Annotated in this window: 21 protein-coding genes; 14 read left to right on the forward strand and 7 right to left on the reverse strand. The window is 63.3% G+C overall.

The features are described 5' to 3' along the window. The first annotated feature begins 6 nt into the window (after positions 1-6). From paaC to ACQK2M_RS11300, 4 genes are all read left to right on the forward strand, one after another. Positions 7-762, forward strand: coding sequence for a 1,2-phenylacetyl-CoA epoxidase subunit PaaC (gene paaC, locus ACQK2M_RS11285; protein ID WP_425417890.1), 756 nt, complete (start codon positions 7-9; stop codon positions 760-762). Next, positions 756-1,265 carry a 1,2-phenylacetyl-CoA epoxidase subunit PaaD gene (gene paaD, locus ACQK2M_RS11290; protein WP_425417891.1) on the forward strand — a complete coding sequence of 170 codons (510 nt, stop codon included), beginning with the start codon at positions 756-758 and terminating at the stop codon, positions 1,263-1,265. Before paaC ends, paaD begins: the two co-directional genes overlap by 7 nt. 12 nt (positions 1,266-1,277) lie before the next feature. Continuing rightward, on the forward strand, positions 1,278-2,354 hold the full coding sequence (gene paaE, locus ACQK2M_RS11295) for a 1,2-phenylacetyl-CoA epoxidase subunit PaaE (RefSeq protein ID WP_425417892.1): 1,077 nt from the start codon (positions 1,278-1,280) through the stop codon (positions 2,352-2,354). 177 nt (positions 2,355-2,531) lie between these two features. Beyond that, a complete protein-coding gene (locus tag ACQK2M_RS11300) occupies positions 2,532-5,183 on the forward strand; it encodes a bifunctional diguanylate cyclase/phosphodiesterase (protein WP_425417893.1) in 2,652 nt (883 codons plus the stop codon). 6 nt (positions 5,184-5,189) lie between these two features. On the opposite strand, the gene minE is transcribed toward ACQK2M_RS11300, so the two are convergent. From minE to minC, 3 genes are read right to left on the reverse strand one after another with little or no spacing between them, the layout of a single operon-like run. Continuing rightward, entirely contained in the window at positions 5,190-5,453 is a 264-nt protein-coding gene (minE, locus tag ACQK2M_RS11305) for a cell division topological specificity factor MinE (RefSeq protein WP_223475358.1), read from the reverse strand. Next, positions 5,450-6,265, reverse strand: coding sequence for a septum site-determining protein MinD (gene minD, locus ACQK2M_RS11310; protein ID WP_223475357.1), 816 nt, complete (start codon positions 6,263-6,265; stop codon positions 5,450-5,452). Before minD ends, minE begins: the two co-directional genes overlap by 4 nt. 33 nt (positions 6,266-6,298) lie before the next feature. Further along, positions 6,299-7,030: a septum site-determining protein MinC gene (gene minC / locus ACQK2M_RS11315; protein WP_425417894.1), complete on the reverse strand. Its 732-nt coding sequence runs from the start codon at positions 7,028-7,030 to the stop codon at positions 6,299-6,301. Positions 7,031-7,262: 232 nt separating this feature from the next. Between minC and hmgA the strand changes: the two genes are divergently transcribed. The 4 genes from hmgA (at position 7,263) to ACQK2M_RS11335 (ending at position 10,534) form a co-directional block, all read left to right on the forward strand. Next, complete coding sequence (hmgA, locus tag ACQK2M_RS11320; RefSeq protein ID WP_425417895.1) at positions 7,263-8,618, forward strand: homogentisate 1,2-dioxygenase; 1,356 nt, start codon at positions 7,263-7,265, stop codon at positions 8,616-8,618. 47 nt (positions 8,619-8,665) lie between these two features. After that, positions 8,666-9,289, forward strand: coding sequence for a GntR family transcriptional regulator (locus ACQK2M_RS11325; protein WP_425417896.1), 624 nt, complete (start codon positions 8,666-8,668; stop codon positions 9,287-9,289). 217 nt (positions 9,290-9,506) lie between these two features. Beyond that, the gene (locus ACQK2M_RS11330; RefSeq protein WP_425417897.1) at positions 9,507-10,091 is read left to right on the forward strand and encodes a biotin transporter BioY; all 585 of its coding nucleotides are present in this window, start codon (positions 9,507-9,509) and stop codon (positions 10,089-10,091) included. Continuing rightward, complete coding sequence (locus tag ACQK2M_RS11335; protein WP_425417898.1) at positions 10,088-10,534, forward strand: DUF1284 domain-containing protein; 447 nt, start codon at positions 10,088-10,090, stop codon at positions 10,532-10,534. Before ACQK2M_RS11330 ends, ACQK2M_RS11335 begins: the two co-directional genes overlap by 4 nt. A gap of 11 nt (positions 10,535-10,545) precedes the next feature. Here the strand turns inward: ACQK2M_RS11335 and ACQK2M_RS11340 are convergent, their stop codons facing one another. Next, the gene (locus ACQK2M_RS11340; protein ID WP_425417899.1) at positions 10,546-11,652 is read right to left on the reverse strand and encodes a DUF4037 domain-containing protein; all 1,107 of its coding nucleotides are present in this window, start codon (positions 11,650-11,652) and stop codon (positions 10,546-10,548) included. A 225-nt stretch (positions 11,653-11,877) separates the two neighbouring features. Between ACQK2M_RS11340 and ACQK2M_RS11345 the strand changes: the two genes are divergently transcribed. The 3 genes from ACQK2M_RS11345 to ACQK2M_RS11355 all read left to right on the forward strand — a co-directional run bounded on the left by ACQK2M_RS11345 (position 11,878) and on the right by ACQK2M_RS11355 (position 15,524). Continuing rightward, complete coding sequence (locus ACQK2M_RS11345; RefSeq protein WP_425417900.1) at positions 11,878-13,092, forward strand: hypothetical protein; 1,215 nt, start codon at positions 11,878-11,880, stop codon at positions 13,090-13,092. Between the two features lie 114 nt (positions 13,093-13,206). After that, positions 13,207-14,229 (forward strand): LLM class flavin-dependent oxidoreductase, encoded by a 1,023-nt coding sequence (locus tag ACQK2M_RS11350; protein ID WP_425417901.1) that lies wholly within the window; start codon positions 13,207-13,209, stop codon positions 14,227-14,229. Between the two features lie 134 nt (positions 14,230-14,363). After that, positions 14,364-15,524, forward strand: coding sequence for a WD40/YVTN/BNR-like repeat-containing protein (locus ACQK2M_RS11355; protein WP_425417902.1), 1,161 nt, complete (start codon positions 14,364-14,366; stop codon positions 15,522-15,524). Positions 15,525-15,537: 13 nt separating this feature from the next. Here ACQK2M_RS11355 and ACQK2M_RS11360 read toward each other — a convergent pair whose 3' ends face one another. The 3 genes from ACQK2M_RS11360 to ACQK2M_RS11370 are packed head-to-tail and all read right to left on the reverse strand — an operon-like array spanning position 15,538 to position 19,830. Further along, the gene (locus ACQK2M_RS11360) at positions 15,538-17,193 is read right to left on the reverse strand and encodes an FG-GAP repeat domain-containing protein (RefSeq protein ID WP_425417903.1); all 1,656 of its coding nucleotides are present in this window, start codon (positions 17,191-17,193) and stop codon (positions 15,538-15,540) included. Then, a complete protein-coding gene (locus tag ACQK2M_RS11365) occupies positions 17,190-18,626 on the reverse strand; it encodes a di-heme oxidoredictase family protein (RefSeq protein WP_425417904.1) in 1,437 nt (478 codons plus the stop codon). The genes ACQK2M_RS11360 and ACQK2M_RS11365 overlap by 4 nt, the downstream gene beginning before the upstream one ends. After that, a complete protein-coding gene (locus ACQK2M_RS11370; RefSeq protein ID WP_425417905.1) occupies positions 18,607-19,830 on the reverse strand; it encodes an ROK family protein in 1,224 nt (407 codons plus the stop codon). The genes ACQK2M_RS11365 and ACQK2M_RS11370 overlap by 20 nt, the downstream gene beginning before the upstream one ends. Before the next feature lie 204 nt (positions 19,831-20,034). On the opposite strand from ACQK2M_RS11370, the gene xylF reads away from it, so the two are divergent. The 3 genes from xylF to ACQK2M_RS11385 all read left to right on the forward strand — a co-directional run bounded on the left by xylF (position 20,035) and on the right by ACQK2M_RS11385 (position 23,253). After that, positions 20,035-21,069, forward strand: coding sequence for a D-xylose ABC transporter substrate-binding protein (gene xylF / locus ACQK2M_RS11375; RefSeq protein ID WP_223475348.1), 1,035 nt, complete (start codon positions 20,035-20,037; stop codon positions 21,067-21,069). A 94-nt stretch (positions 21,070-21,163) separates the two neighbouring features. Beyond that, positions 21,164-22,477, forward strand: a complete 1,314-nt coding sequence (locus tag ACQK2M_RS11380; protein ID WP_425417906.1) for a sugar ABC transporter permease — start codon at positions 21,164-21,166, stop codon at positions 22,475-22,477. Then, positions 22,474-23,253, forward strand: coding sequence for an ATP-binding cassette domain-containing protein (locus ACQK2M_RS11385; protein ID WP_223475346.1), 780 nt, complete (start codon positions 22,474-22,476; stop codon positions 23,251-23,253). Before ACQK2M_RS11380 ends, ACQK2M_RS11385 begins: the two co-directional genes overlap by 4 nt. The last annotated feature ends 68 nt before the right edge of the window (positions 23,254-23,321 follow it).

Below are 23,321 nucleotides of genomic sequence, written 5' to 3' on the forward strand. Positions count from 1 at the left end.
GCAGCCATGAAAGAAGACCTGTTCGAGCTTTTGCTGCGACTTGCCGACGATCACCTGATCCTGGGGCACCGTGTTTCGGAATGGTGCGGCCATGCGCCGATGCTGGAGGAGGATCTGGCGCTGCCGAACATCGCGCTGGACCTGATCGGCCAGGCGCGCGCTCTCTACACATATGCCGGCGAGATCGAGGGCAGGGGCCGCGACGAGGACCAGCTTGCCTATCTTCGCCTCGAGCGTGAATACCGCAATGTACTTCTGGTCGAGCGCCCGAATGGTGATTTCGCCCATACGATTGCGCGCCAGCTGTTCTTCTCGGTCTACATGCAGGCGTGGTGGCGCGAAGCGGTCGGCTCGGCCGACGAGACGTTGGCCGCCATCGCCGCCAAGGCCGTCAAGGAGGCGGACTACCATGTCCGCCATACCGCCGAGTGGACCATCCGTCTCGGTGACGGCACGCAGGAAAGTTCGCGCCGCATGGCTGCCGCCGTTGATGCTTTGTGGCCTTACACCGGGGAATTGTTCGAGACGGATTCGGTGACCGATGCCCTCGCGGGCGCGGGTGTCGCTCCGGACCCGACAATGCTGAAAGCCGGATGGGAGCGGGTTATTGCGGAGGTCTTCACGGAAGCGACGCTGGACATGCCCGATGCGCAGGCGTGGCAGCAGACCGGCGGCCGCAGGGGCCGGCATGGTGAGGAAATGGGCTATCTGCTCGCCGACCTGCAATACATACAGCGCGCCTATCCGGGCATGACATGGTGACGGAGGCCACCATGGATCGTGCCGTCCTTCAGAGGAAGGCATGGGACGCGGCGGCTTCCGTGCCGGACCCGGAAGTACCCTGCGTGACGGTTGCGGATCTCGGGATCCTGCGGTCCGTCGAGATCGACGACAAGGGCGCTGCGATCGCCCAGGTGACGCCGACCTATTCCGGCTGTCCGGCGACGCTGGCGATCGAGCTGTCGGTCGAGACGGCCCTGAGGCAGGCCGGGTTCGAGGCGCGTGTCGAGCGCGTCATGTCGCCGGCATGGACGACCGAATGGATCGGCGAGGCGGCGCGGGAAAAGCTTCGCGAATACGGTATCGCGCCGCCGGTTCAGGCTTCGGGAGCGATCCGCGCGCTGTTCGGCGAAACCGAGGTCGCGTGCCCGCGCTGCGGCTCAACCGATACCGCCCGTATCTCCGAATTCGGCTCGACGCCCTGCAAGGCGCATTACCGCTGCGAGGCCTGCCTGGAGCCGTTCGACTATTTCAAGTGCATCTGAGAAGACAGTCCCATGTCGCTGCAATTCCATGATCTTTCCGTCGCCGATGTAACGCGCGAGACAGCCGATTCCGTCTGCATCGCATTCGATGTGCCCGAGGGACTGCGCGACTCCTTCCGCTACCGGCCGGGCCAGCATCTGACATTGCGTGCGACGATCGGCGGACAGGATGTGCGCCGGTCCTATTCGATCTGTTCGGGCCTGAACGAAGGCCGCCTGCGCGTTGGCGTCAAAAAAGTCGATGGCGGCGTCTTCTCCGCTTTCGTCAACGACCGGCTGAGTGCCGGCGACATCATCCAGGTGATGCCGCCGCAAGGCCGCTTCGCGGTCGATGTCAGCGAGGCCGGTGCGCATGACTACCTCATGATCGCCGCCGGTTCAGGCATAACGCCGATCCTTTCGATCATCCGCTCAACGCTTGAAGGCGAGCCCGCGAGCGAGGTGACGCTGGTCTACGGAAACCGCGAGACGGGGTCGATCATGTTCCGCGAGGAACTGGAAGATTTGAAGGATCGTTTCCTCGACCGTTTCCGCACCGTCCATGTTCTCAGCCGCGAGACGCAGGACGTGCCCCTGTTCAATGGACGCATCGATGCGGAACGGCTTTCAAAGCTGGCGCGTGCGGGCCTGATCCGACCGAATGAGGCCGATGGTATCTATATCTGCGGGCCGGGCGAACTGATCGACGAGGCGGCGCAAGCGCTGGAGACACTCGGCGCCGACACGGCGCGCATTCATTTCGAGCGCTTTACCACCGATGGCGTCCCACGGGCGGCCTCGAAGGCTGCGCGGGACGCGGCGGAAAAGGGTGTCACGGTCGAGGTCGTGCTCGACGGTCTGTCGAAGAGCTTTTCCTATGACGATCCGTCGAAGCGGATCGTCGATGCGGCAGCGGCCAAGGGGCTCGATCTTCCCTATTCCTGTGCCGGTGGCATGTGCGCCACCTGCCGCTGCAAGGTCATCAAGGGTTCCGCCGAGATGGATGTCAATTACGCGCTCGAGCCGTGGGAAACGGAGGCGGGCTATGTGTTGGCTTGTCAGTCCAGACCCACTTCCGGGAAACTGGTGCTCGATTTCGATGCCGTGTGATATGCGCGTTGTTCGGCGATTGCGGCACTTCAAAGCGTTCTAATTCCTGAATGATCGGGTCTTCCCCTTAGTCATTTGTTTCAGATTTCATGTCTAGACTGGCCTGAATCTTGAATTTGGGTCCCGGTGAATGCGCGCCGAGACCGATGATCGCGGGACTTGATGCCGTTGAATTTGATGAACCGATCCAGCAATGGCCAGCTTTTTTGGCGGCCCAGCATCGTCGCCGGCGGGATCGCGCTCTTCGTTACGATAGCGACCGGGATGTTCGCGGAATATCAGAACCGCATCGTCCACCATCAGCGGCTCCGCGCCGACGTCAATGAGCAACTGGGTCTCGTCCGTGCCAGACTCGAGGGCAACATCAACAGCAATATCCAGCTCGTGCGCGGCCTCGTCGCGGTCATCGCGACGCAGCCCGACATCGACCAGCGGCGATTCAGTCGCATCGCGGACAGCCTGATAGGCTCGCACTCTCAACTCCGAAACATCGCGGCGGCGCCCGATCTGGTCATCAGCCTGATGCATCCGATCGAAGGGAACGAAAAGGCGATCGGTCTGGATTACAGGAACAACGAGTTGCAGCGCGAGGCGGCCCTCCGCGCCGTCGACTCCGGCGAGATGATCCTTGCCGGTCCGGTAAATCTCCTGCAGGGCGGGCGCGGCTTCATCGGCAGGTTCCCGGTCTTTACCGAGGACGTCGAGGGCAATTCAATGCTTTGGGGCCTTGTCTCTGCAGTTGTTGATGTGGACCGCCTCTATGCTGACAGCGGACTGCTCGACCCCGATCTTTCGATCGAGATCGCCATTTCAGGCAGGGATGCGGCCGCGACGGATGGCACCGTCTTCTTCGGGGACGAAGCGATTTTCGAGAACGATCCGGTGTTGTCCGAGGTCTCGTTGCCGAGCGGCCGCTGGCGGCTCGCCGCGGTGCCGAAAGGCGGCTGGTCGGATGTGCCGGATGGTGTCTGGCAGCTTCGTCTCTTCACTGTGATCGCTGGCCTGCTTGTTGTACTCCCGATCTCCATCGCCGGGCATCTCTATGACCAGAGGCGTTCGCACATTCGCGAACTGGGTCGGCGTCAGGACCAGCTTCAAAAGCTCTCGCGCCGCCTTAAACTCGCTCTGGATACGTCGCGGATCGGCATCTGGGAACTCAATCTCGATACGCGCGAGATGAAATGGGACGATCGGATGAAGGAACTCTACGGCGTTCCCCCGGAGGTCGATGCGAACGAATACGACTACTGGTCGAAAGCCCTTCACCCCGAAGATCGCGAACGGGCGGAAGAGGAGTTCCGAGAGGCGATCGAAGCGGGCGGTCGATACGCGTCGGAGTTCCGCGTGCTTCTGGCCAACGGCATGACGCGTTGGATCAGGGCCATTGGAGCCGTGCACAACGATATCGGCGGACAGCGCTATATCGTCGGCGTCAACTGGGACGTCTCGGCGGATTTCGAACTCAAGACCCGCCTTCTGATCGCCAAGCAGAATGCCGAGATACGTAACCGCGAACTGGAAGATGCGCGCGCTCAAATGGAGCGCAATTCGCTGCATGACAGTCTGACCGGTCTGCCGAACCGGCGTTTCCTCGACGAGCGGCTTCTCAATGGGCGCGCCGGGCTGAAGGCCACTGCGCTGCTGCATATCGATCTGGACCGCTTCAAGCAGATCAACGACACGCTGGGCCATGCGGCGGGAGACGCCATGCTGGTCCATGCCGCCAGGGTCCTGCGGGCAAACACGTGGTCCGAAGACTTTGTCGCGCGTATCGGCGGCGACGAGTTCGTCATCGCGACGACGACGCCGACCGACGAGGCACATCTTTCGGCGCTTGCCGGCCGCATCATCGAACAGATGCGCCAGCCCGTTCCCTATGAGGGACACGAATGCCGTTTCGGCGTGAGTATCGGTGTCGCAATGGCCGATGACAGCGCGAGCGATTACGGCCGGCGACTGCTGATCGACGCGGACATCGCCCTTTACAGGGCCAAGAGCAACGGCCGCAACCGATTCGAGTTCTTCTCCGCCGCGCTGAAGGCCGAGATCGTGCGCAACAAGAGCGTCGCCGACGATATTCTGAACGGTCTCGAACGGCAGGAATTCCTGCCTTGGTTCCAGCCGCAGTTCGACGCGAAGAGCCTTGAGATCGTCGGCGTCGAGGCGCTGGCGCGCTGGGAGCATCCCCGTGAGGGCGTATTGGCGCCGGAAGTATTCCTCAAGATTGCCGACGAGCTCAATGTCGTGCCGCTGATCGACCGCACGATCCTGGAACAGACGCTTTGGCAGTCGAAACGCTGGGAAGCGGCCGGTATCTCGATCCCGAAAATGTCCGTCAACGTTTCGGCGGGCCAGTTGCAGGACGTCGATCTGATTACGCGGCTCGACGGGCTCGCGATCGAACCGAACACGCTATCGTTCGAATTGCTGGAATCGATCTTCCTCGATGAGGGCAACGACACGATCGCGGACAATATCGAACGGCTGAAGGGGCTTGGCATCGACATCGAACTGGACGATTTCGGCACCGGCTACGCGTCGATCATCAGCCTGATTCACCTGCGTCCATCGCGGCTGAAAATTGACCGCCGGCTGATCACGCCGATCGTCGAATCCGACAGCCAGTGCCGTCTCGTCGCCTCGATCATCGATATCGGCCAGTCCCTCGGCGTGAAGGTCATAGCCGAGGGCGTCGAGAGCATGGAACACGCCAGGATATTGCGTGATCTGGGCTGCGACGCCTTGCAGGGCTATGCCTTCGCAATGCCGATGCCGTCCGAGGAATTGATGAAATTCGTGCGCGAGGAGCGCTGGCGGAAGGTGGCGTAGGCGGCCTCAGGCCGCCTTGACGCCTGTGTCGAACGGGATTTGCACATCGACCTCAAGCGTCGAGACCTGTGCCCCGCGCTCCATCTTCACATAAACCTTGTTGCTGTCGACCTGCACGTGTTTGGAAATGACGGCGAGGATTTCGTCCCTGAGCAGGCCCACGAGATCGTTGCCGCCCACCGAAGCCCGTTCGTGGGCGAGCAGCACCTGCAATCGGTCGCGCGCAGTCGAAGCCGATTTCGGCTTGCGAAAGAGCCTGAGGATATTCATGCGGCTTTCCTTCCGAAGAATTTGCCGAAGAAGCTCCGCCGGTCGCTCGGGATGGTGACCGGAATGATCTCGCCCGTGAGCCGCCGCGCAGCCTCGAAATAGGCCTGTGCCGTCTCGCTCTGCTTGTCTGCCAGCGTGACCGGGGTGCCAAGATTGGACGCGCGCAGCACGTCGGTGCTTTCGGGGATGATGCCGAGAAGCGGGATCGACAGGATTTCCAAAACGTCGTCGACCTGCAGCATGTCGCCGGCTTCGGCGCGCGCCGGGTCGTAACGCGTCACGAGCAGGTGCTTTTCCACGCGCTCGCCGCGTTCCGCCTTGACCGTCTTGGCGTCGAGCAGGCCGATGATGCGGTCCGAATCGCGCACCGAGGAGACTTCCGGATTGGTGACGATGATCGCGATATCGGCATGGCGCATCGCCATGGTCGGACCGCGTTCGATACCGGCAGGGCTGTCGCAGATGACCCAGTCGAAATTCTTCTTCAGCGCGGAAATCACCTGTTCGACGCCTTCGGGCGTCAGCTTGTCCTTGTCGCGGGTCTGCGAGGCGGGCAGCAGGTAGAGCGTCTCCAGCCGCTTGTCGCGGATCAAGGCCTGTTGCAGCTTGGCCTCTCCATGGATGACGTTGATCAGGTCGTAGACGACGCGTCGCTCCGCGCCCATGACGAGGTCGAGATTGCGCAGGCCGACGTCGAAATCCACCACCACCACCTTCTCGCCGCGCTGCGCCAGCGCCGCACCGAGTGCCGCCGTTGTCGTTGTCTTGCCGACTCCGCCCTTGCCGGACGTCACGACTATCGCCTTTCCCATTCCTGTCTCCCTTTTTCCCGGCCAGGTGCCGGTTCAGCCTAATTTTTCCGCCAGTAACGCATCGTCCTTGAGCCAGAACTGCACGGACTTTCCGCGCAGCTCGGGCTGCATGTCCTCGGATGTCTTGTAGAGCCCGGCGATCGCGACGAGTTCCGCCTCGAGCTTCGAACAGAAGATGCGCGCCGAGGTGTCGCCCATCGAGCCGGCCGCCGCGCGTCCGCGCAGCGTTCCGTAGATATGGATGGAACCGCCGGCGACGATTTCAGCGCCCGACGAGACCGACCCGACCACCGTAATGTCGCCTTCGAACATCAAAGACTGGCCGGAACGCACGGGTTCCGACACGATAATGGAGGGGACCGAGCGTCCGGGCTTCCATTCCGGCGCGGCGGGCTTCGCGTTCGTCGCGGCTGCCGCGCGTTTGTCGGTTTCCGGCGCCTCGATATCGGAGGCCGGACGTCCGCCCGACATGGCCGGCGGCGTATCGGGCCCGAGGATGGAAGGCCGCGCGCCTTCGATCCCCATGATTCGCACGTTCCGCTCGTCCAGCCGCTCAAGAAGGCCGCGCAATTGCTCGCGGTCCATGTCCAGTCCGTCGAGATCGAGCACGATGGGGCGCTGAAGGAAGAAACCGGCTGACCGTTCCGCGAGGTCGTCGAGCCGCATCAGCCAGTCTCCGAAGGGCATTTCCGGGCTGAGAACCAGCGCCAGGAAAGAGCGGCCCTTGAGGCGTATCGGCTGCGGAGCGGTCAACACTTCGGTCATCTTGGTTAATTTTCCGTTTCCAGAATGACTACGTTAAGGATGGTTAACGAAAGGTTATCGCGCGAGGCTTGCGGGAGGGTTGTAGGATGGCTGCCGACCGCAAGATTTCGCCTATATGATTGTCGTAAACGCTGATTTCGGCCGCGCGGAATCGGTCGTGCGGCATCGTTGATGGTTACAAATGCAACCATTACCTTTACGCCAATTCTAAAACCCGGCGAGGAGGATACTCATGCTCGACAAGGCACCCGAAACGGCAACCGGTCAGAAGGCCGGCGCCAACGACCTGCAATACATGCCGGGATTCGGCAATGATTTCGAGACCGAAGCACTGCCCGGCGCGCTGCCGCAAGGCATGAATTCGCCGCAGAAGTGCAATTACGGGCTTTACGGCGAACAACTGTCGGGCACGGCCTTCACTGCGCCGAGCCACCAGAACGAGCGGACATGGTGTTACCGCATCCGCCCCTCGGTGAAGCATTCCGGCCGTTACGAGAAGATCGACCTGTCCTACTGGAAATCGGCGCCAAACGTCGATCCGGACGTGATCTCGCTTGGCCAGTATCGCTGGGACCCCGTTCCCCATGGCGACGAGTCGTTCAACTGGCTGACTGGCATGCGCACGATGACCACGGCCGGCGACGTCAATACCCAGGTCGGCATGGCGAGCCACATCTATCTCGTCACCGAATCGATGGTGGACGAGTATTTCTTCTCGGCCGATTCCGAACTCCTGGTCGTACCGCAGGAAGGGCGCCTGCGCTTCTGCACCGAGCTCGGCGTCATCGAGCTGGAGCCGAAGGAAATTGCGATCATCCCGCGCGGGCTGGTCTACCGTGTCGAGTTGGTCGACGGGCCGGCGCGCGGTTTCGTCTGCGAGAATTACGGCCAGAAGTTCGAGTTGCCGGGCAGGGGGCCGATCGGCGCGAACTGCATGGCCAACCGCCGCGACTTCAAGACGCCGGTGGCGGCTTACGAGGACCGCGAAGTCCCGTCCACGCTGACCATCAAGTGGTGCGGCCAGTTCCACGTCACGAAGATCGGCCATTCGCCGCTCGACGTCGTTGCCTGGCACGGAAATTACGCGCCGGTTAAATACGACATGCGCAATTACTGCCCGATCGGCTCGATCCTGTTCGACCATCCGGACCCGTCGATCTTCACGGTGCTGACCGCGCCGTCCGGTGTGCCGGGCACGGCCAATATCGACTTCGTTCTGTTCCGCGAGCGCTGGATGGTGATGGAGGACACGTTCCGTCCCCCCTGGTACCACAAGAACGTCATGTCGGAGCTGATGGGCAACATTTACGGCCAGTATGACGCCAAGCCGCAGGGTTTCGTGCCGGGCGGCATGAGCCTGCACAACATGATGCTGCCGCATGGCCCGGACCGCGAAGCCTTCGAGAAGGCCTCCAATGCCGAGTTGAAACCGGACAAGCTCGACAATACGATGAGCTTCATGTTCGAGACCCGCTTCCCGCAGCACCTGACAGAGTTCGCTGCGAAGGAAGCCCCGTTGCAGGACGATTATATCGACTGCTGGGACTCGCTGGAGAAGAAGTTCGACGGCACGCCGGGCAAGAAGTAGCCGCGCTCGGTCGACGGCGTCATGGATCTCGATTATCTATAATATCCATGACGACCGCCAAGGCAGACACGATCGCCGCGCAGCTGAGCAAGACGCTCGCCGAGCGCATCATTTCGGGTGCGATCGAGGCCGGCGCGCGGTTGCGGCAGGATCACATCGCCGATGAATTCGGCACGAGCCATGTCCCCGTGCGCGAGGCGTTCCGGCGGCTGGAAGCGCAAGGGCTCGTGGTCAGCGAGCCTCGTCGTGGCGTCCGGGTCGCGGGCTTCACGGTCGAGGAAGTGCGCGAGGTCGCGCAAATGCGCGCCGCGCTCGAAACCCTGGCACTTCAGAATGCTGCGCCGCATCTGACCGCCGCCATTCTGGACGAGGCCGAGGCGGCGATCCGTGCCGGCGACAGGGCGGCCGACGTAGCTTCGTGGGAGGCAGCAAACCGCCATTTTCACCGGCTTGTTCTCTCGCCCTGTGGCCTGCCGCGCCTGCTCAAGGCGATCGACGATCTGCACACCGCGAGCGCCCGGTTCCTGTTCGCCGGCTGGCGGGCCGAATGGGAAGCCCCGACCGACCGCGATCACCGGGCGATCCTGGTCGCGCTGCGAGCGGGGCGGATCGACGAGGCGGTCGCGATCCTCGGCCGTCATATCCGCACTGTCGGTCGCAAGTCGGATTAAGGCCGGCCGCCATACTATGGCCGGCTGTACCGTTGGACGCGGCAATCCCTCGCAAGCTGACGGCGCGTAGCGCTCCGCCGCACGCGGGAGTTTTTCAACAGACCTCTATCCCGAAGCCGGACCTGCGGCGCATGGCGCTTGCAAGCGGCGAACATCTGTGGCCAAAATTAGCGATAGATTCTAGAAATAATCTATAATTTTTAAAAATGGAGATGAAATGACTTCCGCATCCGCCGCAAAAGACGCCTTCAGCCCGCTCGTTCTTCAGTCCCGTCCGCTTGTCTGGCAGGTCTTCGCCGTTATTCTCGGCACACTCTTACTGGCCGCCTCGTCCTATATCGAGGTGCCGCTGGTGCCGGTGCCGGTCAACATGCAGACCTTTGCCGTCACGCTGGTCGGCGCGCTCTATGGATGGCGTCTCGGCGCGCTGACGATTGTTGCCTGGCTCGTGGAGGGCGCGCTCGGGCTCCCCGTTCTCTCCGGCGGTGCGGCCGGCGCGCATCATTTCGTCGGGCCGACAGGCGGTTATCTCTTCGCGTTTCCGGTCGCCGGCGCAGCCGTTGGCTGGTTGGCGGAGCGCGGCTGGAACGGCAAGCGCGTGATCTTCGCTTTCCTCTCGATGCTGATCGGAAATGCCCTTTGCCTTCTCGTCGGAGCGGCATGGTTGGCGGTCCTGATCGGCGGCGAGCAGGCGATTGCCTCCGGCGTCGCTCCATTCGTCCTCGGCGCGGTCCTGAAATCGGTCCTCGGGGCGGCGGTCCTGAAGCTTCTGGCGCGCGACCGCACGGGGCCCGCCCGGTGACGGTCCGGCTCAGGCCGCATCATCTCCTGTGCCTGCTCACCTATGTAGGCCGCGGCTACACGCCCGCATTCACGGCGAATTTCGACGCGATTGCGGGCCGGCTCAATAGCGGCGAGGAGGTCGAGATCGTTCACGGTCTCGACGAAATCTGCGCCGCACTCGCGGGCGAGGAAGAGGCGCATTGTGGCGGCGATAGCGTGACCGAACGCGACAGGCACGCCGCGCGCGATCTCTCGCTGCTGCTCGACGCGCCGGTTGCCGTCGGCACCCGGTTCAGCCTCGATGCACAGCGCCTGACGCAGATGCGCGCGGCCTTCGCGGAAGGCACGGTGCGCGCCGCCTGCACCGGATGCGAGTGGAACGATCTGTGCGAAACCGTGGCGTGCGGCGGTTACGGGAATGCAAGGATCGAAGGGTCAGCCGGATCAGTGCGTCAGGCGTGATCGCGCCGTTATCAGCCGCCGAAATCCAGCCCCGCTTTGCGGACAGCTTCCATCGCCGCTTTCGAATAGTGCGGCACCGCGAGCACGAAATTGGCGCTGACAAACTGATCGACGGCGCCGAACTCCGGCAGTCCCCGCAGCGTCTCGTCCTCGATCGCGGCGCGGAGCGCATTGGTAATCGCGACCGAGTCGACGAAGCGGAACGGTCGGGCGTGAAGGGACGTGATTTCCGGCTTCGGCGCGCCGGGCACACCCCGTTCCAGCTGCAATTCCGCCAGATACATGCAGGCTCTCCGTATCGCGACCTCCCGGTCCTGCCAGTTGGGCGCGGCAAGGGCGTCGTCCAGCCATGGCGAGAGGCCCGGCGCACAGTACAGCCTCGAAAAGGCCGTGCCGAGCCATTTGGGGTAGGGCGCATAGCGACGCTCGATCAACAGGGCGAGCCGCATCAAATTGCCAACCATGCGTGCGGCTATCACGCTTGATCCCAGTTCGTCTCCGCTTTCGCCGGTGCGGCCGATAAACGCTCTTTCCTCAGCGATCCGGTTCCACTGTGCTGCGAGCTTGTAGAGCCAGACATCACGGGGAACCCAGGCAAGCCGCTGCCTCATGGCGGTAAGATCGCCGAAATCGTCGCGAAACACCTCACCGCCCGTCACCGTGAGAATTGTCTGTTCGGGAAACGAAAGCCAATCCTGCAGTTCGAGCTCGGTCAGGAATTTGCGGTCCACGAACCGGTCGCACCAAGCGGGCAACGTGTAGAGTTCGACACCGTGGTCGGAACCCAGCATTCCAGGCAGCGCATCCGGCCCCGAGGGTGGGCGGAGATTGGTCGGATAACGGGAGTTCCATGCCTCGAACGCCTCCGGCATGATCCGGTCGAGCGCTTTCATGAGCGGTTCAGCAACCTCCTCAAATTGTGCTTCGGGAAGGAACAGCTGCACTGTCGGCCCATAGTCGTGATCGGCGGACATCTCCGTGTCGAACCGAAGCACCTCCGATCCGAGGCCGATCCGCGCGGCGGCGACGGGCAGGTCCGGAAACTCGCTTTCGAGCAGTGGCGCGACGAGTCGCTCGAAGAACCGCCGCGAGAGGTCGATACCGATACCTTGTTTCATCTGTCTTTCCCTCCGAACCGTGCGGTGTCGCTTTGGATCGGGATTGCGGCCATCGGGTGGTCGGTCTGTGTTAAGCGTTTACACGCGACCGGCTTGACAGATCGATTCATGCTGCGGCCGCAAACCCTTGGTGGACAACACATTCCGCCGCCTCGCAACACGCTTGGATGGCGGGGGCGAACCCGCTAGGCTCAGCGACAGTGGCGGTCAGCGGAGCAGAATGACGTGACCTTTCTCGACATCGCGATGGTCTGCACGCTTATCGCGGTTTTCGCCATCCTCGTCACCCCGCGCGTTCGCGGCAACACAGCATGGGCGGCGACGGTGACGCCGCTGGCGTCGATCATCGGCAGCGGCTTCCTCGTCTCGGTGCCGCTGATGGCCAGCGCAATTGGCGTCTGGGCCATTGCCGCCGTGGTCACCCTGACCGGACTCGCCTACCTTGTCGGCGGCGCGATCCGCTACAATATCCGATACGCCGAACCGCTTCTCGAGGGCGCGGAGCCCGGCCACGTCATCAAGTCTGTCGAGACGGTGTCGCAGATCGTGTTGATCGGCGCCTATTTCATCTCCGTGTCCTACTATCTCGTCCTGCTGGCGGCCTTCGGCATGAAGTTGCTCGGATATACTGATCCGAATCTGGGCAAGGTCGTCGCCACCGTGATTGTCTCCGCAATCTGCCTCGTTGGCGCGGTGCGCGGGCTGCATGGCGTCGAGAAGGCCGAGACCTTCACCGTCAGCGCCAATCTGGCCGCAATCACGGCGCTCCTGGTTTCGCTCCTCATTTTCGGGCTGGCCCTGCCATCCGGCTATAGCTGGACGGCGGCGCTCCAGGAAAAGCACACATTCGACTGGGACACGCTGCGCTTTCTGATGGGGCTGTTGATCATCGTGCAGGGCTTCGAGACGACGCGGTTCATGGGCGATCTCTATGATGCCGATACACGGATCTCCGCGATGCGGCGCGCGCAGATTTCCTCGTCGTTGGTCTATCTGGCGTTCTTCATTCTGGCTGTGCCGCTCTATCCGCTGTTCACGTCGAGCACCGACGTGGCGGCTTTTATCGAGGTGGTTCGTCATGTTTCGCCCTGGCTACCGTTCGTGGTCGCCGGCGGCGCCATAGCCAGCCAGTTCAGCGCGGCGGTCGCAGATTCGATCGGCGGCAGCGGCCTGATTTCGGAAACGACGCACAAATACGTCAATGCGCGCCATGCCTATATCCTGATCGGCGCGGTCTCGCTGCTGGTGATCTGGGCTACCGACGTGGTTTCAATCGTCGCGCTTGCGTCGCGCGCCTTCGCTCTGTTCTACGCGATGCAATGCATGGTCGCGGTGTTCGTGGCGCGCAGACGCGGGGAGCAGGGCAGGGTCGCCCTGTTCGGTGCGCTCGCCGCCGTCGCCTTCGCCGTCGCGCTGCTCGGCATTCCGGCGGGCGGTTGAGGCCGTTCTTTTGCTGAACGATCTGTCTCCCTTGCGTGTCGCCGGGGCGGCTACCTAGGTAACGACCAACACCGCGCCTTGTCGGCGCGCCCTGTTTGCTGGAGTTACGCAATCATGAAATCGATCGGCTTTCTTTCCTTCGGCCACTGGTCGCCCGACAGCGGCGCGCCGGTGCGCACCGCATCCGACGCCCTTTTGCAATCGATCGACCTGGCGGTCGCCGCCGAGGAACTGGGTCTCGACGGGGCCTATTTCCGCGTCCACCATTTCGCGCGCCAGCTTGGCTCGCCCTTTCCGCTGCTCGCCGCCGTCGGCGCGCGGACCTCGAAGATCGAGATCGGCACCGGCGTGATCGATATGCGCTATGAGAATCCGCTCTACATGGTCGAGGATGCCGGCGCGGCCGATCTGATCGCCGGCGGCCGGCTGCAGCTCGGCATCAGCCGCGGATCGCCCGAACAGGTGATCGACGGCTGGCGTTATTTCGGATACCAGCCGGACGAGGGGGAGACCCACGCCGAACTGGCCCGCCGCCATGCCGAGATTTTTCTGGAGCACCTGAGCGGGAAGGGGTTCGCCCAGCCCAATCCGACCCCGATGTTCCCCAATCCGCCCGGCCTGCTGCGGCTGGAGCCTCATTCGGAAGGGTTGCGGGAGCGAATCTGGTGGGGCGCCGCCTCCGACGCGACCGCCGTGTGGGCGGCGAAACTCGGCATGAACTTGCAAAGCTCCACGCTCAAGGTCGACGAGACCGGCGAACCCTTCCACGTGCAGCAGGCAAAGCAGATCCGCGCCTATCGTGCCGCATGGCAGGAAGCGGGGCACGTCAGAACACCGCGCGTTTCCGTCAGCCGGTCGATCTTTGCGCTGATCGACGACACCGACCGGATGTATTTCGGCCGGGGCGGCAAGGATTCCGACCAGATCGGCTATATCGACAAGGACATGCGCGCCATTTTCGGGCGCTCCTATGCGGACGAGCCGGATCGGCTGATCGAGCAGTTGAAGGGCGACGAGGCAATCGCCGAGGCGGACACGCTGCTCCTCACCGTGCCGAACATGCTCGGCGTCGACTACAACGCCCATGTCATCGAGGCCATTCTGACCCACATAGCCCCGGCGCTCGGCTGGCGCTGATGGAGCGCCGGGCGATTTGCCCGGCGTAGGGCGGAAATAGTCGCGTTCCGCGTGACAAAGAGGTCGGAAACTGAAACTACGTTGACATCAATCTATCTTGCGTTACGCTCCTTCCGTTGCGGAGGGACAGGCGCATGACGGATGGCACGGTTACGGTTCTGGTCGGAACCACGAAGGGTGCGTTTCTTGTTTCGGGCGGCGCGGATCGCTCCGGTTGGACCGTCACCGGGCCCCATTGCGGCGGTTGGCCGATCAACCATGTCATCGGCGATCCGGAGACCGGCACGCTGTGGGCCGGGGGCGGTGGGGATTGGCACGGCGCGGGCGTCTGGCGTTCCGAGGACGGCGGCGAGACCTGGGAACTGACAAAGCTCACCAAGGGCACGATGGACGAATGGGCCGCCAACGATCCGGATTTCGCGGCGATGATCGGCTGGACCGACACGCCGCCGCCCTTCGAGGACAAGTTCACGCAGGTCTGGTCGCTGCATCATGCGCATGGCACGCTCTATGCCGGCGCGAAGCCGGCCCGCCTGCTTGCCTCCAAAGACGGCGGCAGGACCTGGGACCATATGGATGGGCTGGCCAATCATCCCTCGGCTGACTCCTGGAGCCCCGGCGCCGCCGGGCTGGTGCTGCACACAATCGTCTCCGATCCGTCGGACCCGGCGAAGATGTGGATCGGCATCTCGGCGGCGGGCGTCTTCGCCACCGAAGATGGCGGTACGTCCTGGGAGCGGCGCAACCGCCTGTCCAATGCCGAGGCCTGCGCCCATCACGATCATCCCGCCGCGCCGCGCGACGGCGATATCGGGCACTGCGTCCACAACATGATGCGCGCGCCGGGCGACGGCGACCTGCTCTACCAGCAGAACCATCATGGAGTCTGGCGTTCCGCCGATGGCGGCCGCAGCTGGGACAATATCACCGAAGGTCTGCCATCGACCTTCGGCTTCCCGATCCGCGTCCATCCGCGCGATCCCGAAACCATCTTCACACTGCCGCTCAATGGTGACATGGAGGGCCGCTTCCCGCCGGATGCGGCGGCAGCGGTCTGGCGTTCGCGCGACGGCGGCCAGACATGGCAAGACATGCGCGAGGGCCTGCCGCAGGAAGCGTGTTATTTCACGGTTCTGCGCCAGGCGATGGGCGGCGACCGCCGTGACCCCGCCGGTGTCTATTTCGGCACCAATTCGGGCTCGGTCTTCGCCACGACGGACGAAGGCGACACCTGGCAGGAAATCGCCCGCCACATGCCGACCATTCTTGCGGTCGAGGTGCTGGACCGGGGCTGAACGTCAGGGACGCCTATTCGGGTGGATACCAGTACTGCGCCTGCGTCGCACCGCGTTCGATGACAACGAAATTGTTGGCGAACACCCGGAAAGGCGCGCTCCATTCACCGTCGGGCCATTGCACGCGGATCTGCGCGCGCTCGGCAACGCCGGTGCCGACATGGATGAAGCCTGCCGAGCCGGAGGCGTGGCCGCCGCCGACATGCGCCTTGCGGGTGCGGGTTTCGTTGCCCGACTTGACCGTGACCGTCGCGCCGATGGCGTCGCGGTTGATGCCGTCCTGACGCAATTCGATCTGCAGCCAGTTGCCGGTCTGCCGCGCGCTGCCGTCTGCGGTGCGCGCGCCGGCATTGCGGAACAGGCTCATCGGCGCCTCGCGATTGACTACGGCGAGGTCCAGCATGCCGTCCAGGTTGAAATCGGCCACAGCTGCGCCGCGTCCGCGCCGGGGCAGGGCGATGCCCGCCTTGTCGCCGGCTTCCGAGAACCCGCCGCCGGCATTGCCGAGCAGAAGATTGTCCGGATCGAACGCCGCGAAGTCCGGCATCTGCTGCACATTGCCCTTGGCGATGAACAGGTCGAGCCGCCCGTCATTGTTGAAATCGTCGAATTCGGCATGCCAGCCGGTCGAGGGTTTCAGATCGTCGCCCGTATAAGGCCGGTGCGCGGTCGCACCCTCGTCAAAGGCGATGTCGCGGTAGACCGGACGGTCCGCCTCGGCCTCGTCATCCAGCGTTTGCAGCTTGGTGTCCCCCATCGATGTCAGCGCGTATTCGGGATAGCCGTCGGCGTTCAGATCCGCTTCGGCGATGCCCATGCCCCAGATCTGCACACGCCGCCAGCCGTCTGCACGCCGATAGGGGCGCGGCGGGCGGTCCGGCGAAACGCGCCAGAGCTGTTCCTGGCCTTCGCGGTAATATTGCCGGTCGTTGGTGACGCGTAGCGCCGGTTCGCCGGAGCGGTTCCAATCGGTGAAGATCATCGACAGGGCGCAGTAGCCCGGCGTCAGCACGTTCGGCTCCGAATAGTCCGGCCGTTCGCCGCCCGCGCCTTGCGGGCGCAGCAGCACGTTGTCGTGGCAGGTGCCCCAGGGAGAGCCCGGCGCGGAGCGATCAACATAGTTGCCGAAAGCGAGCGTCGGGAAGGGGAGATGCAGCTCGAAGGTCGCTGCAAACGCCGTCGACCATGCGCGTCCGCCGTCGAAGGCGAATGCGCGATTGGCCTCCGTGAAACTGCAGTCGGGGCCGCCCTTCAAGATGATGTTCTCGCCGACGCGCAGCATGACGAGATCGCGATGGCCGTCATTGTCGATGTCGAGTGAATAGAGGCCGGTCACCTTGTCGCGCGTGTCGTCGGGCAGGGCGTCCTTCTTTTCCTCAAAGGAGAGCTCGCCGCTGATCGCGCTGCGATTGACATATAGGCTGGCTTTCGAGGTGCCACCCGCCACGGCGAGGTCGGGCAGGCGGTCGCCATTGCAGTCGAAGGCCGCCGCGCCACCGCCGACGAAATACTCCCACGGCCCGGTATAGCTGTGGTCGATGCCGGCGGCCGCCGCCTCCTCGATCATGACCGGGATGTCCATGGAAAGGGTGGGAGGCGCGTCCTGGGCGGCCAGCGGTGTCGCGAACAGGGCAGTCAGAAAGGTGGACAGGAGAAGCGTGCGGGTCATTGCGGGATCTCCAGTGTCTTGAGGAAGGCGACGAGTGCGCTGCGTTCTGCGTCGGCGAGGTTCAGATAGGCGTCGCGGGCGGGCCGCGCCGCGCCACCATGCGCGCGGATCACGCCATCCAGCGTCGTGAAGTCGCCGCGATGGCCATAGGGCGCGGTCGAGCCGATGCCCCACAATTCGGCGGTCTGGAACTGGTTGCGCTCGACGAAGCGCTGCGCCAGCAATTCATTGCCGAGCGCGGCGACCTGCCGGTCGGTCATGACGTGGCGCTTCAGGTCGCCGAATAGCGGCACGAGATAGTTGCCGTCGGCGTCGCGCTCCAGCGTCTCGGCCCATTCGGTCAGCGCGAGGTCGTAGACAGCGCCCTCGATCTCGCCGTCGCGCAGCGTGCCTGCCGCGTCGAGCGGTCCGGGATCGGCGAATTCGAGGCTCGACAGGGGCAGGGCGCGGATATGGCAACTGTTGCAGCCGATGGCGTCGAAGGTTGCTGACCCCGCATCGGCGGCGTTCCGCCACGCCTCGTTCTGCGGTGTCACGCGGATCGGCGGCGGCAGGGTCGCCTGCCAGGCAACCAGCGCCGAGATGTCTCCGTCGGTCAGTTCGCCGGCATGGCCGTCCTCGTCGAAATCGTCCTCGCCGGTCCAGCGCGCGCCGAACCGCTCCTCGGCCTGCATGCCGTGGTGCTGGTTCATTGCATTGACGGCGAACTGGCGCAGGGAGGTCATCACGCCCTTCTGCGAGAAGGGGCGGATCACGAGGTCGGTATCGACACCGTCGATCCCGGATATGTCCAGGATGCCGTCCGGTTCCGCGGTGATCTTGCCGAAAGAGACGCCCTTGCTGACAAGCGCCGCCGTCACTGGCTCACCGGCTTCGCGGGCCTTCTTCAGTGTGTCGCGCCGGATCGCCTGGAGGTCGTCAGACATCTCGCGCGCCACCAGCTCGACGAGCCCGGCGCCCATAAGGTGATTGGTGTTGCGTTCATTGGAGAATTGCGGATCGACCGTGTCGAAATCGGCGTTGGTAAAGCCCTCATTGACGAAGACGTTGACCGTGAAGTCCCCCGCACCGCCGATGACGGGTTGGCTGTGGCAACTCGAACACGCATTCGCGTCCATGCCGGCGATGCGCTGGAACGCGGCATCGGGCGCTCTCTTGCGCTTGGTCGGAATGATCGCCTGGGTCGCCATCTTGCGCCCCGCGCCGTCGAGTTCGGTGAACTTTGCGGTGAACAGTTTCTCGCCTTTGTCGATGAGGTCTAAAAGCGTTTCGCGGTCGAGCACTCCTTTCAGTGCCGACTGGTCCACATGTTCGGTGATGGCGCGCTCGGCCCAAGGCACGTCGTCGGCCATGGCGGGCGCGGCTACGCCGCAGGCGAGCGCCGCGAGGATCGCAGCGAGCCGGCGTGTGGCCTCAAGCCCGGGCAAAGTCATTGACCTTGGCGGCCTGGCGCGCATCGATATCCGACAGCGCGTCGATGCAGCAGCCCTCGCGAACCAGCGGCATCTCGTCGGGAAATAGGTCGATGGGGACATCCCTGGCAGCTCTTGCATTGGAGTTCTCCAGTGTTTGACGCAGTGCGGGTTCCATAAGGCTGAAGGCTGCGGCGCCGTGTCCGACGAAGGCGATGCGGAACGGATCGACCAGGGCGTAAATGCCGGCAAGGCCCGATCCCAGCGCGCGCCCTGCTGCAGCCAGTGCGTCCAGCGCGCGCTCGTTGCCGGCGCGGCCGGCTTCGGCGATTGCGGCGATTTCCCTAGCGGAGACACGGCTCGCGGGGGCGCTGTCCGCCGGGTCGCCCCGATATCGGCGCAGGATCGCATAATCGCCGGCATTCGCCTCGATGCAACCGCGCGACCCGCAACGGCACAGCGCTCCGTCCGGGCGGTGTAGCATATGGCCGAACTCGGTGCCCGACGACTTGGTGCCGTTGATGATCTGGCCGCGCAGGAAAAGCCCCATGCCGACGCCGTGCGCCAGCAGGATCGCGGCGAAATTGTCCGAGTAGCGTTCCGGATCGCGCCAGTTGAGAGCGCGGGCGATCAGGTCGCAGTCATTGGCGAGGCGAACGGGTGCGCCAAAGGCCTCTTCCAGCCAGGGGCCGATCGGCACGTCGGTCAAGGGCGTCATCGGCGAGCGGAGCATGTGGACGCCGGCAGTGTCGGTTGTGCCCTGGATGGCGACGGAAATACGCGCGAGCTGGGCTTCGTCGAGGCCAGACGTGTCCCAGGTCCGGCGAACCTCGGCGATCAGCGTGCGGCGGAATTCCTCCGCCCGGATATTGGCCATATCGATATGGAAGTCCTGGTGGGCGACGACGGCGCCTGCATAGTCGATGATCGAGACGTTGAGCGCGCCGATTTTCAGGATGATCAACACGGCATGGCGAAAATCCGGGTTGATCGAAAGGTGCACGCTCGGACGGCCGCGCCCGCTGCTGACGGCCGACCCGTTGCCCTGCGCGACAAGGACGCCCTCGGCGATCAGATCGTTGGAGATCGTTGATACGGTGGCCGGGCTCAGGGCGGCGGTCTGGGCAATCGCACTGCGGCTGATCGCACCCTTGCGACGCACGATTTCCATGATCAGATTACGGTTGCGCCTGCGCATGTCGTCGGAACGGAGAACCGTGGTCATCGTACCGGCTTTCTCCTCCCATGCCCGGTTGCAATGCAAAAAATTATTGCATTGCAATAAGTTATTCCACTTTGGTTCATGTTGACACGCAAGCTGTTTTGAGTCACGATTTTTTTTGAGGCTTGAATTAAAGGGCTTCGCAAACGGGGCGCGGATCTGTGATCCGACCCTTGTACCTGCATTTCGATGCACCGGGAGGTAATTATGAAGAAGTTTACGAGCGCGCTCCTAGCGGGCGCAGTGATGTCGGTTGCCATGGCGGGTTCCGCCTGGGCCGAAGGCAAGACAATCGGCGTGTCATGGTCGAATTTCCAGGAAGAACGCTGGAAGACCGACGAAGCCGCAATGAAGGGCGCCATCGAAGCGAATGGCGATACCTATATTTCCGCAGACGCCCAGTCGTCCTCGGCCAAGCAGCTTTCCGACGTGGAGAGCTTGATGGCGCAGGGTGTAGATGCGTTGATCGTGTTGGCGCAGGACACCCAGGCCATCATTCCGGCCGTTCAGGCCGCTGCGGATGAGGGCGTTCCGGTCATCGCCTATGACCGCCTGATCGAAGACGATCGTGCATTCTACCTGACCTTCGACAATGTCGAGGTGGGCCGCATGCAGGCGCGTGCTGTCTTCGCGGCGCAGCCGACCGGCAATTACGTCATGATCAAGGGGTCGCCGACCGATCCAAACGCGGACTTCCTTCGCGGCGGACAGCAGGAAATCCTTCAGGACGCGATCGACGCCGGTGACATCACCATCGTCGGCGAGGCCTACACCGACGGCTGGCTTCCGGCCAATGCCCAGCGAAACATGGAGCAGATCCTGACCGCGCAGGACAACAATGTCGATGCGGTGGTTGCTTCCAACGATGGCACCGCCGGTGGTGTTGTCGCTGCGCTGACCGCGCAGGGCATGGAAGGTATCCCGGTTTCGGGACAGGACGGCGACCATGCGGCTCTCAACCGTGTTGCCAAGGGCACCCAGACGGTCAGCGTCTGGAAAGACGCCCGTGAACTCGGTAAGGCTGCCGGCGAGATCGCCGCACAGCTGGCCGATGGCACGGCGATGGCCGATATCGACGGTGCGGCTGAATGGACCTCGCCTTCCGGCACGACCATGACCGCGAAGTTCCTGGCTCCGGTACCGGTGACCGCCGACAACCTCGACGTTGTCGTCGATGCCGGCTGGATTTCCAAGGAAGACCTCTGCCAGGGCGTCGAGAACGGTCCGTCCCCCTGTAACTGACCTATTCCGTCTGTTACATGTAAACAGTGCTAGACTGACGTCCCCATCCGGTTTGCGGATGGGGACGTCTCGACACATGCAGCTGGAATAGGCCATGACCGACACGTCCCCCGCAGCGAGTGCGCAGGCCAAACCGCGCAACTTCTTCGCCGCTCTCGAACTCGATACGCGCCTGCTCGGCATGATTGGCGCATTCGTCGTAATCTGCCTGATCTTCAATCTCTTGACAGGCGGTCTCTTCGACGGCCGGTTCCTGACGCCGCGCAACGTATTCAATCTGACGATCCAGACCGCCTCCGTCGCCATTATGGCGACCGGCATGGTCTTCATCATCGTAACGCGTCACATCGACCTGTCGGTGGGTTCGCTGCTGGCGACCTGTTCCGCCATGATGGCCATGACCCAGACGGTCGTGACGCCCGAATGGCTCGGCCTTGGCCTCAATCATCCCGCGACAGCGCCGATCGCGATTCTCGTCGGTGTTCTGACCGGAACCCTGATCGGGGCGTTCCACGGTTATATCGTCGGCTATCTCGGCGTTCCTGCCTTTATCGTGACGCTGGGCGGTCTGCTGGTCTGGCGGAACGTCGCCTGGTACCTGACGACGGGCCAGACGATCGGTCCGCTGGACGAGAACTTCACGCTTTTCGGTGGTATCGACGGAACGCTCGGCCCGACCTGGAGCTGGATCTTCGGCATCGTTGCCGCCGTTTTCTCCATCTATGCGATGTGGCGGGCGCGCGCGAACAAGATCGCGCATGAATTCCCGGTCAAGCCGCTCTGGGCCGAGATCCTGCTCGCTGCGCTCGTTTCGGTCGCAATTCTCGGTTTTGTGGCGATTCTGAACGCCTATCAGGTGCCGACGCCGCGTCTCGAGCGCATCTTCGAGGCGCGCGGCGAAACCATGCCGGAGGGCTACACCTCCGGATACGGGTTGCCGATCTCCGTGCTTCTGCTCATCGCCGTGGCGGTCGTGATGACGGTCGTGGCGCAGCGGACCAGGCTCGGGCGATACATTTTTGCCACGGGCGGCAATCCCGATGCCGCGGAACTGTCTGGCATCAACACCCGGCTTCTGACGGTCAAGGTTTTCGCCATCATGGGCGCTCTGTGCGCGCTGGCGGGTGTCGTCGCCTCGGCGCGCCTGTCCTTCCACTCAAACGACATTGGTACGCTGGACGAACTGCGCGTCATCGCGGCGGCCGTCATCGGCGGTACTGCGCTGTCGGGCGGGCTGGGCACAATTCATGGCGCCATACTGGGTGCCCTGATCATGCAGTCGCTCCAATCCGGCATGGCCATGGTTGGTGTCGATGCACCGTTCCAGAACATCGTCGTCGGCGCGGTCCTTGTCGTGGCGGTGCTGATCGACATCATTTATCGCAGGCGTACGGGGGCGAAGATATGAGCAGCAACGGTACGCCCCTCGTCGAACTGCGCGACATGCAGAAAACCTTCGGCGGCATCAAGGCCGTCGATCACGTGACGATCGACGTCAATCCAGGCGAAGTCGTCGGCGTCCTCGGCCACAACGGCGCAGGCAAATCGGTCCTCATGAAGATGCTTTCCGGCGCGATCCAGCGCGATGGCGGCGAGATCTACATCAATGGGGAAAAGGCGGTTATCAACAATCCGCGCGACGCGCGCCGTTACAACATCGAGACCATCTACCAGACGCTTGCGCTGGCCGATAATCTCGACGCGGCTTCGAACCTTTTTCTCGGCCGTGAAATCGTCAGCGCGACCGGGATGCTCGACGACAATGCGATGGAGGCGGAAACGCGCACCATCATGCACCGTCTCAACCCCAATTTCCGCCGTTTTTCCACGCCGGTTTCGGGGTTGTCCGGCGGTCAGCGACAATCGGTCGCTATCGCGCGGGCGGTTTATTTCAATGCCAAGATCCTGATCATGGACGAGCCGACCGCGGCGCTCGGACCGCACGAGACCAAGATGGTCGCCGACCTGATCCAGGAGTTGAAGCGCGATGGTATCGGCATCTTCCTGATCGACCACGACATCCATCAGGTGAAGAATCTGTGCGATCGGGCAAACGTCATGAAAAACGGGCAGTTGGTCGGCACGGTGAAGGTGGATGAGGTGACCGAGGATGACATGCTCGGCATGATCATCGCCGGCAAGAATCCGCCCAACGCGGTACCCGGTCCGGGGGCTCTTTCCTAGCCTTCGACCGGAGCCCCGCCGCCGCCATTGCGATATCTTGGGGTCGTGGCGGCGTTTTTTCCAGATAA

Origin of the sequence: Oricola indica, assembly GCF_965227485.1 — a bacterium.
Taxonomy (GTDB): domain Bacteria; phylum Pseudomonadota; class Alphaproteobacteria; order Rhizobiales; family Rhizobiaceae; genus Oricola; species Oricola indica.

What these genes read in the sequence shown, in the direction of transcription:
- paaC (WP_425417890.1), top strand. Translation starts at nt 7, where the DNA reads ATGAAAGAAGACCTGTTCGAGCTTTTGCTGCGACTTGCCGACGATCAC.
- paaD (WP_425417891.1), top strand. Translation starts at nt 756, where the DNA reads ATGGTGACGGAGGCCACCATGGATCGTGCCGTCCTTCAGAGGAAGGCA.
- paaE (WP_425417892.1), top strand. Translation starts at nt 1,278, where the DNA reads ATGTCGCTGCAATTCCATGATCTTTCCGTCGCCGATGTAACGCGCGAG.
- ACQK2M_RS11300 (WP_425417893.1), top strand. Translation starts at nt 2,532, where the DNA reads ATGAACCGATCCAGCAATGGCCAGCTTTTTTGGCGGCCCAGCATCGTC.
- minE (WP_223475358.1), bottom strand. Translation starts at nt 5,453, where the DNA reads ATGAATATCCTCAGGCTCTTTCGCAAGCCGAAATCGGCTTCGACTGCG.
- minD (WP_223475357.1), bottom strand. Translation starts at nt 6,265, where the DNA reads ATGGGAAAGGCGATAGTCGTGACGTCCGGCAAGGGCGGAGTCGGCAAG.
- minC (WP_425417894.1), bottom strand. Translation starts at nt 7,030, where the DNA reads ATGACCGAAGTGTTGACCGCTCCGCAGCCGATACGCCTCAAGGGCCGC.
- hmgA (WP_425417895.1), top strand. Translation starts at nt 7,263, where the DNA reads ATGCTCGACAAGGCACCCGAAACGGCAACCGGTCAGAAGGCCGGCGCC.
- ACQK2M_RS11325 (WP_425417896.1), top strand. Translation starts at nt 8,666, where the DNA reads ATGACGACCGCCAAGGCAGACACGATCGCCGCGCAGCTGAGCAAGACG.
- ACQK2M_RS11330 (WP_425417897.1), top strand. Translation starts at nt 9,507, where the DNA reads ATGACTTCCGCATCCGCCGCAAAAGACGCCTTCAGCCCGCTCGTTCTT.
- ACQK2M_RS11340 (WP_425417899.1), bottom strand. Translation starts at nt 11,652, where the DNA reads ATGAAACAAGGTATCGGTATCGACCTCTCGCGGCGGTTCTTCGAGCGA.
- ACQK2M_RS11350 (WP_425417901.1), top strand. Translation starts at nt 13,207, where the DNA reads ATGAAATCGATCGGCTTTCTTTCCTTCGGCCACTGGTCGCCCGACAGC.
- ACQK2M_RS11355 (WP_425417902.1), top strand. Translation starts at nt 14,364, where the DNA reads ATGACGGATGGCACGGTTACGGTTCTGGTCGGAACCACGAAGGGTGCG.
- ACQK2M_RS11360 (WP_425417903.1), bottom strand. Translation starts at nt 17,193, where the DNA reads ATGACCCGCACGCTTCTCCTGTCCACCTTTCTGACTGCCCTGTTCGCG.
- ACQK2M_RS11365 (WP_425417904.1), bottom strand. Translation starts at nt 18,626, where the DNA reads ATGACTTTGCCCGGGCTTGAGGCCACACGCCGGCTCGCTGCGATCCTC.
- ACQK2M_RS11370 (WP_425417905.1), bottom strand. Translation starts at nt 19,830, where the DNA reads ATGACCACGGTTCTCCGTTCCGACGACATGCGCAGGCGCAACCGTAAT.
- xylF (WP_223475348.1), top strand. Translation starts at nt 20,035, where the DNA reads ATGAAGAAGTTTACGAGCGCGCTCCTAGCGGGCGCAGTGATGTCGGTT.
- ACQK2M_RS11380 (WP_425417906.1), top strand. Translation starts at nt 21,164, where the DNA reads ATGACCGACACGTCCCCCGCAGCGAGTGCGCAGGCCAAACCGCGCAAC.
- ACQK2M_RS11385 (WP_223475346.1), top strand. Translation starts at nt 22,474, where the DNA reads ATGAGCAGCAACGGTACGCCCCTCGTCGAACTGCGCGACATGCAGAAA.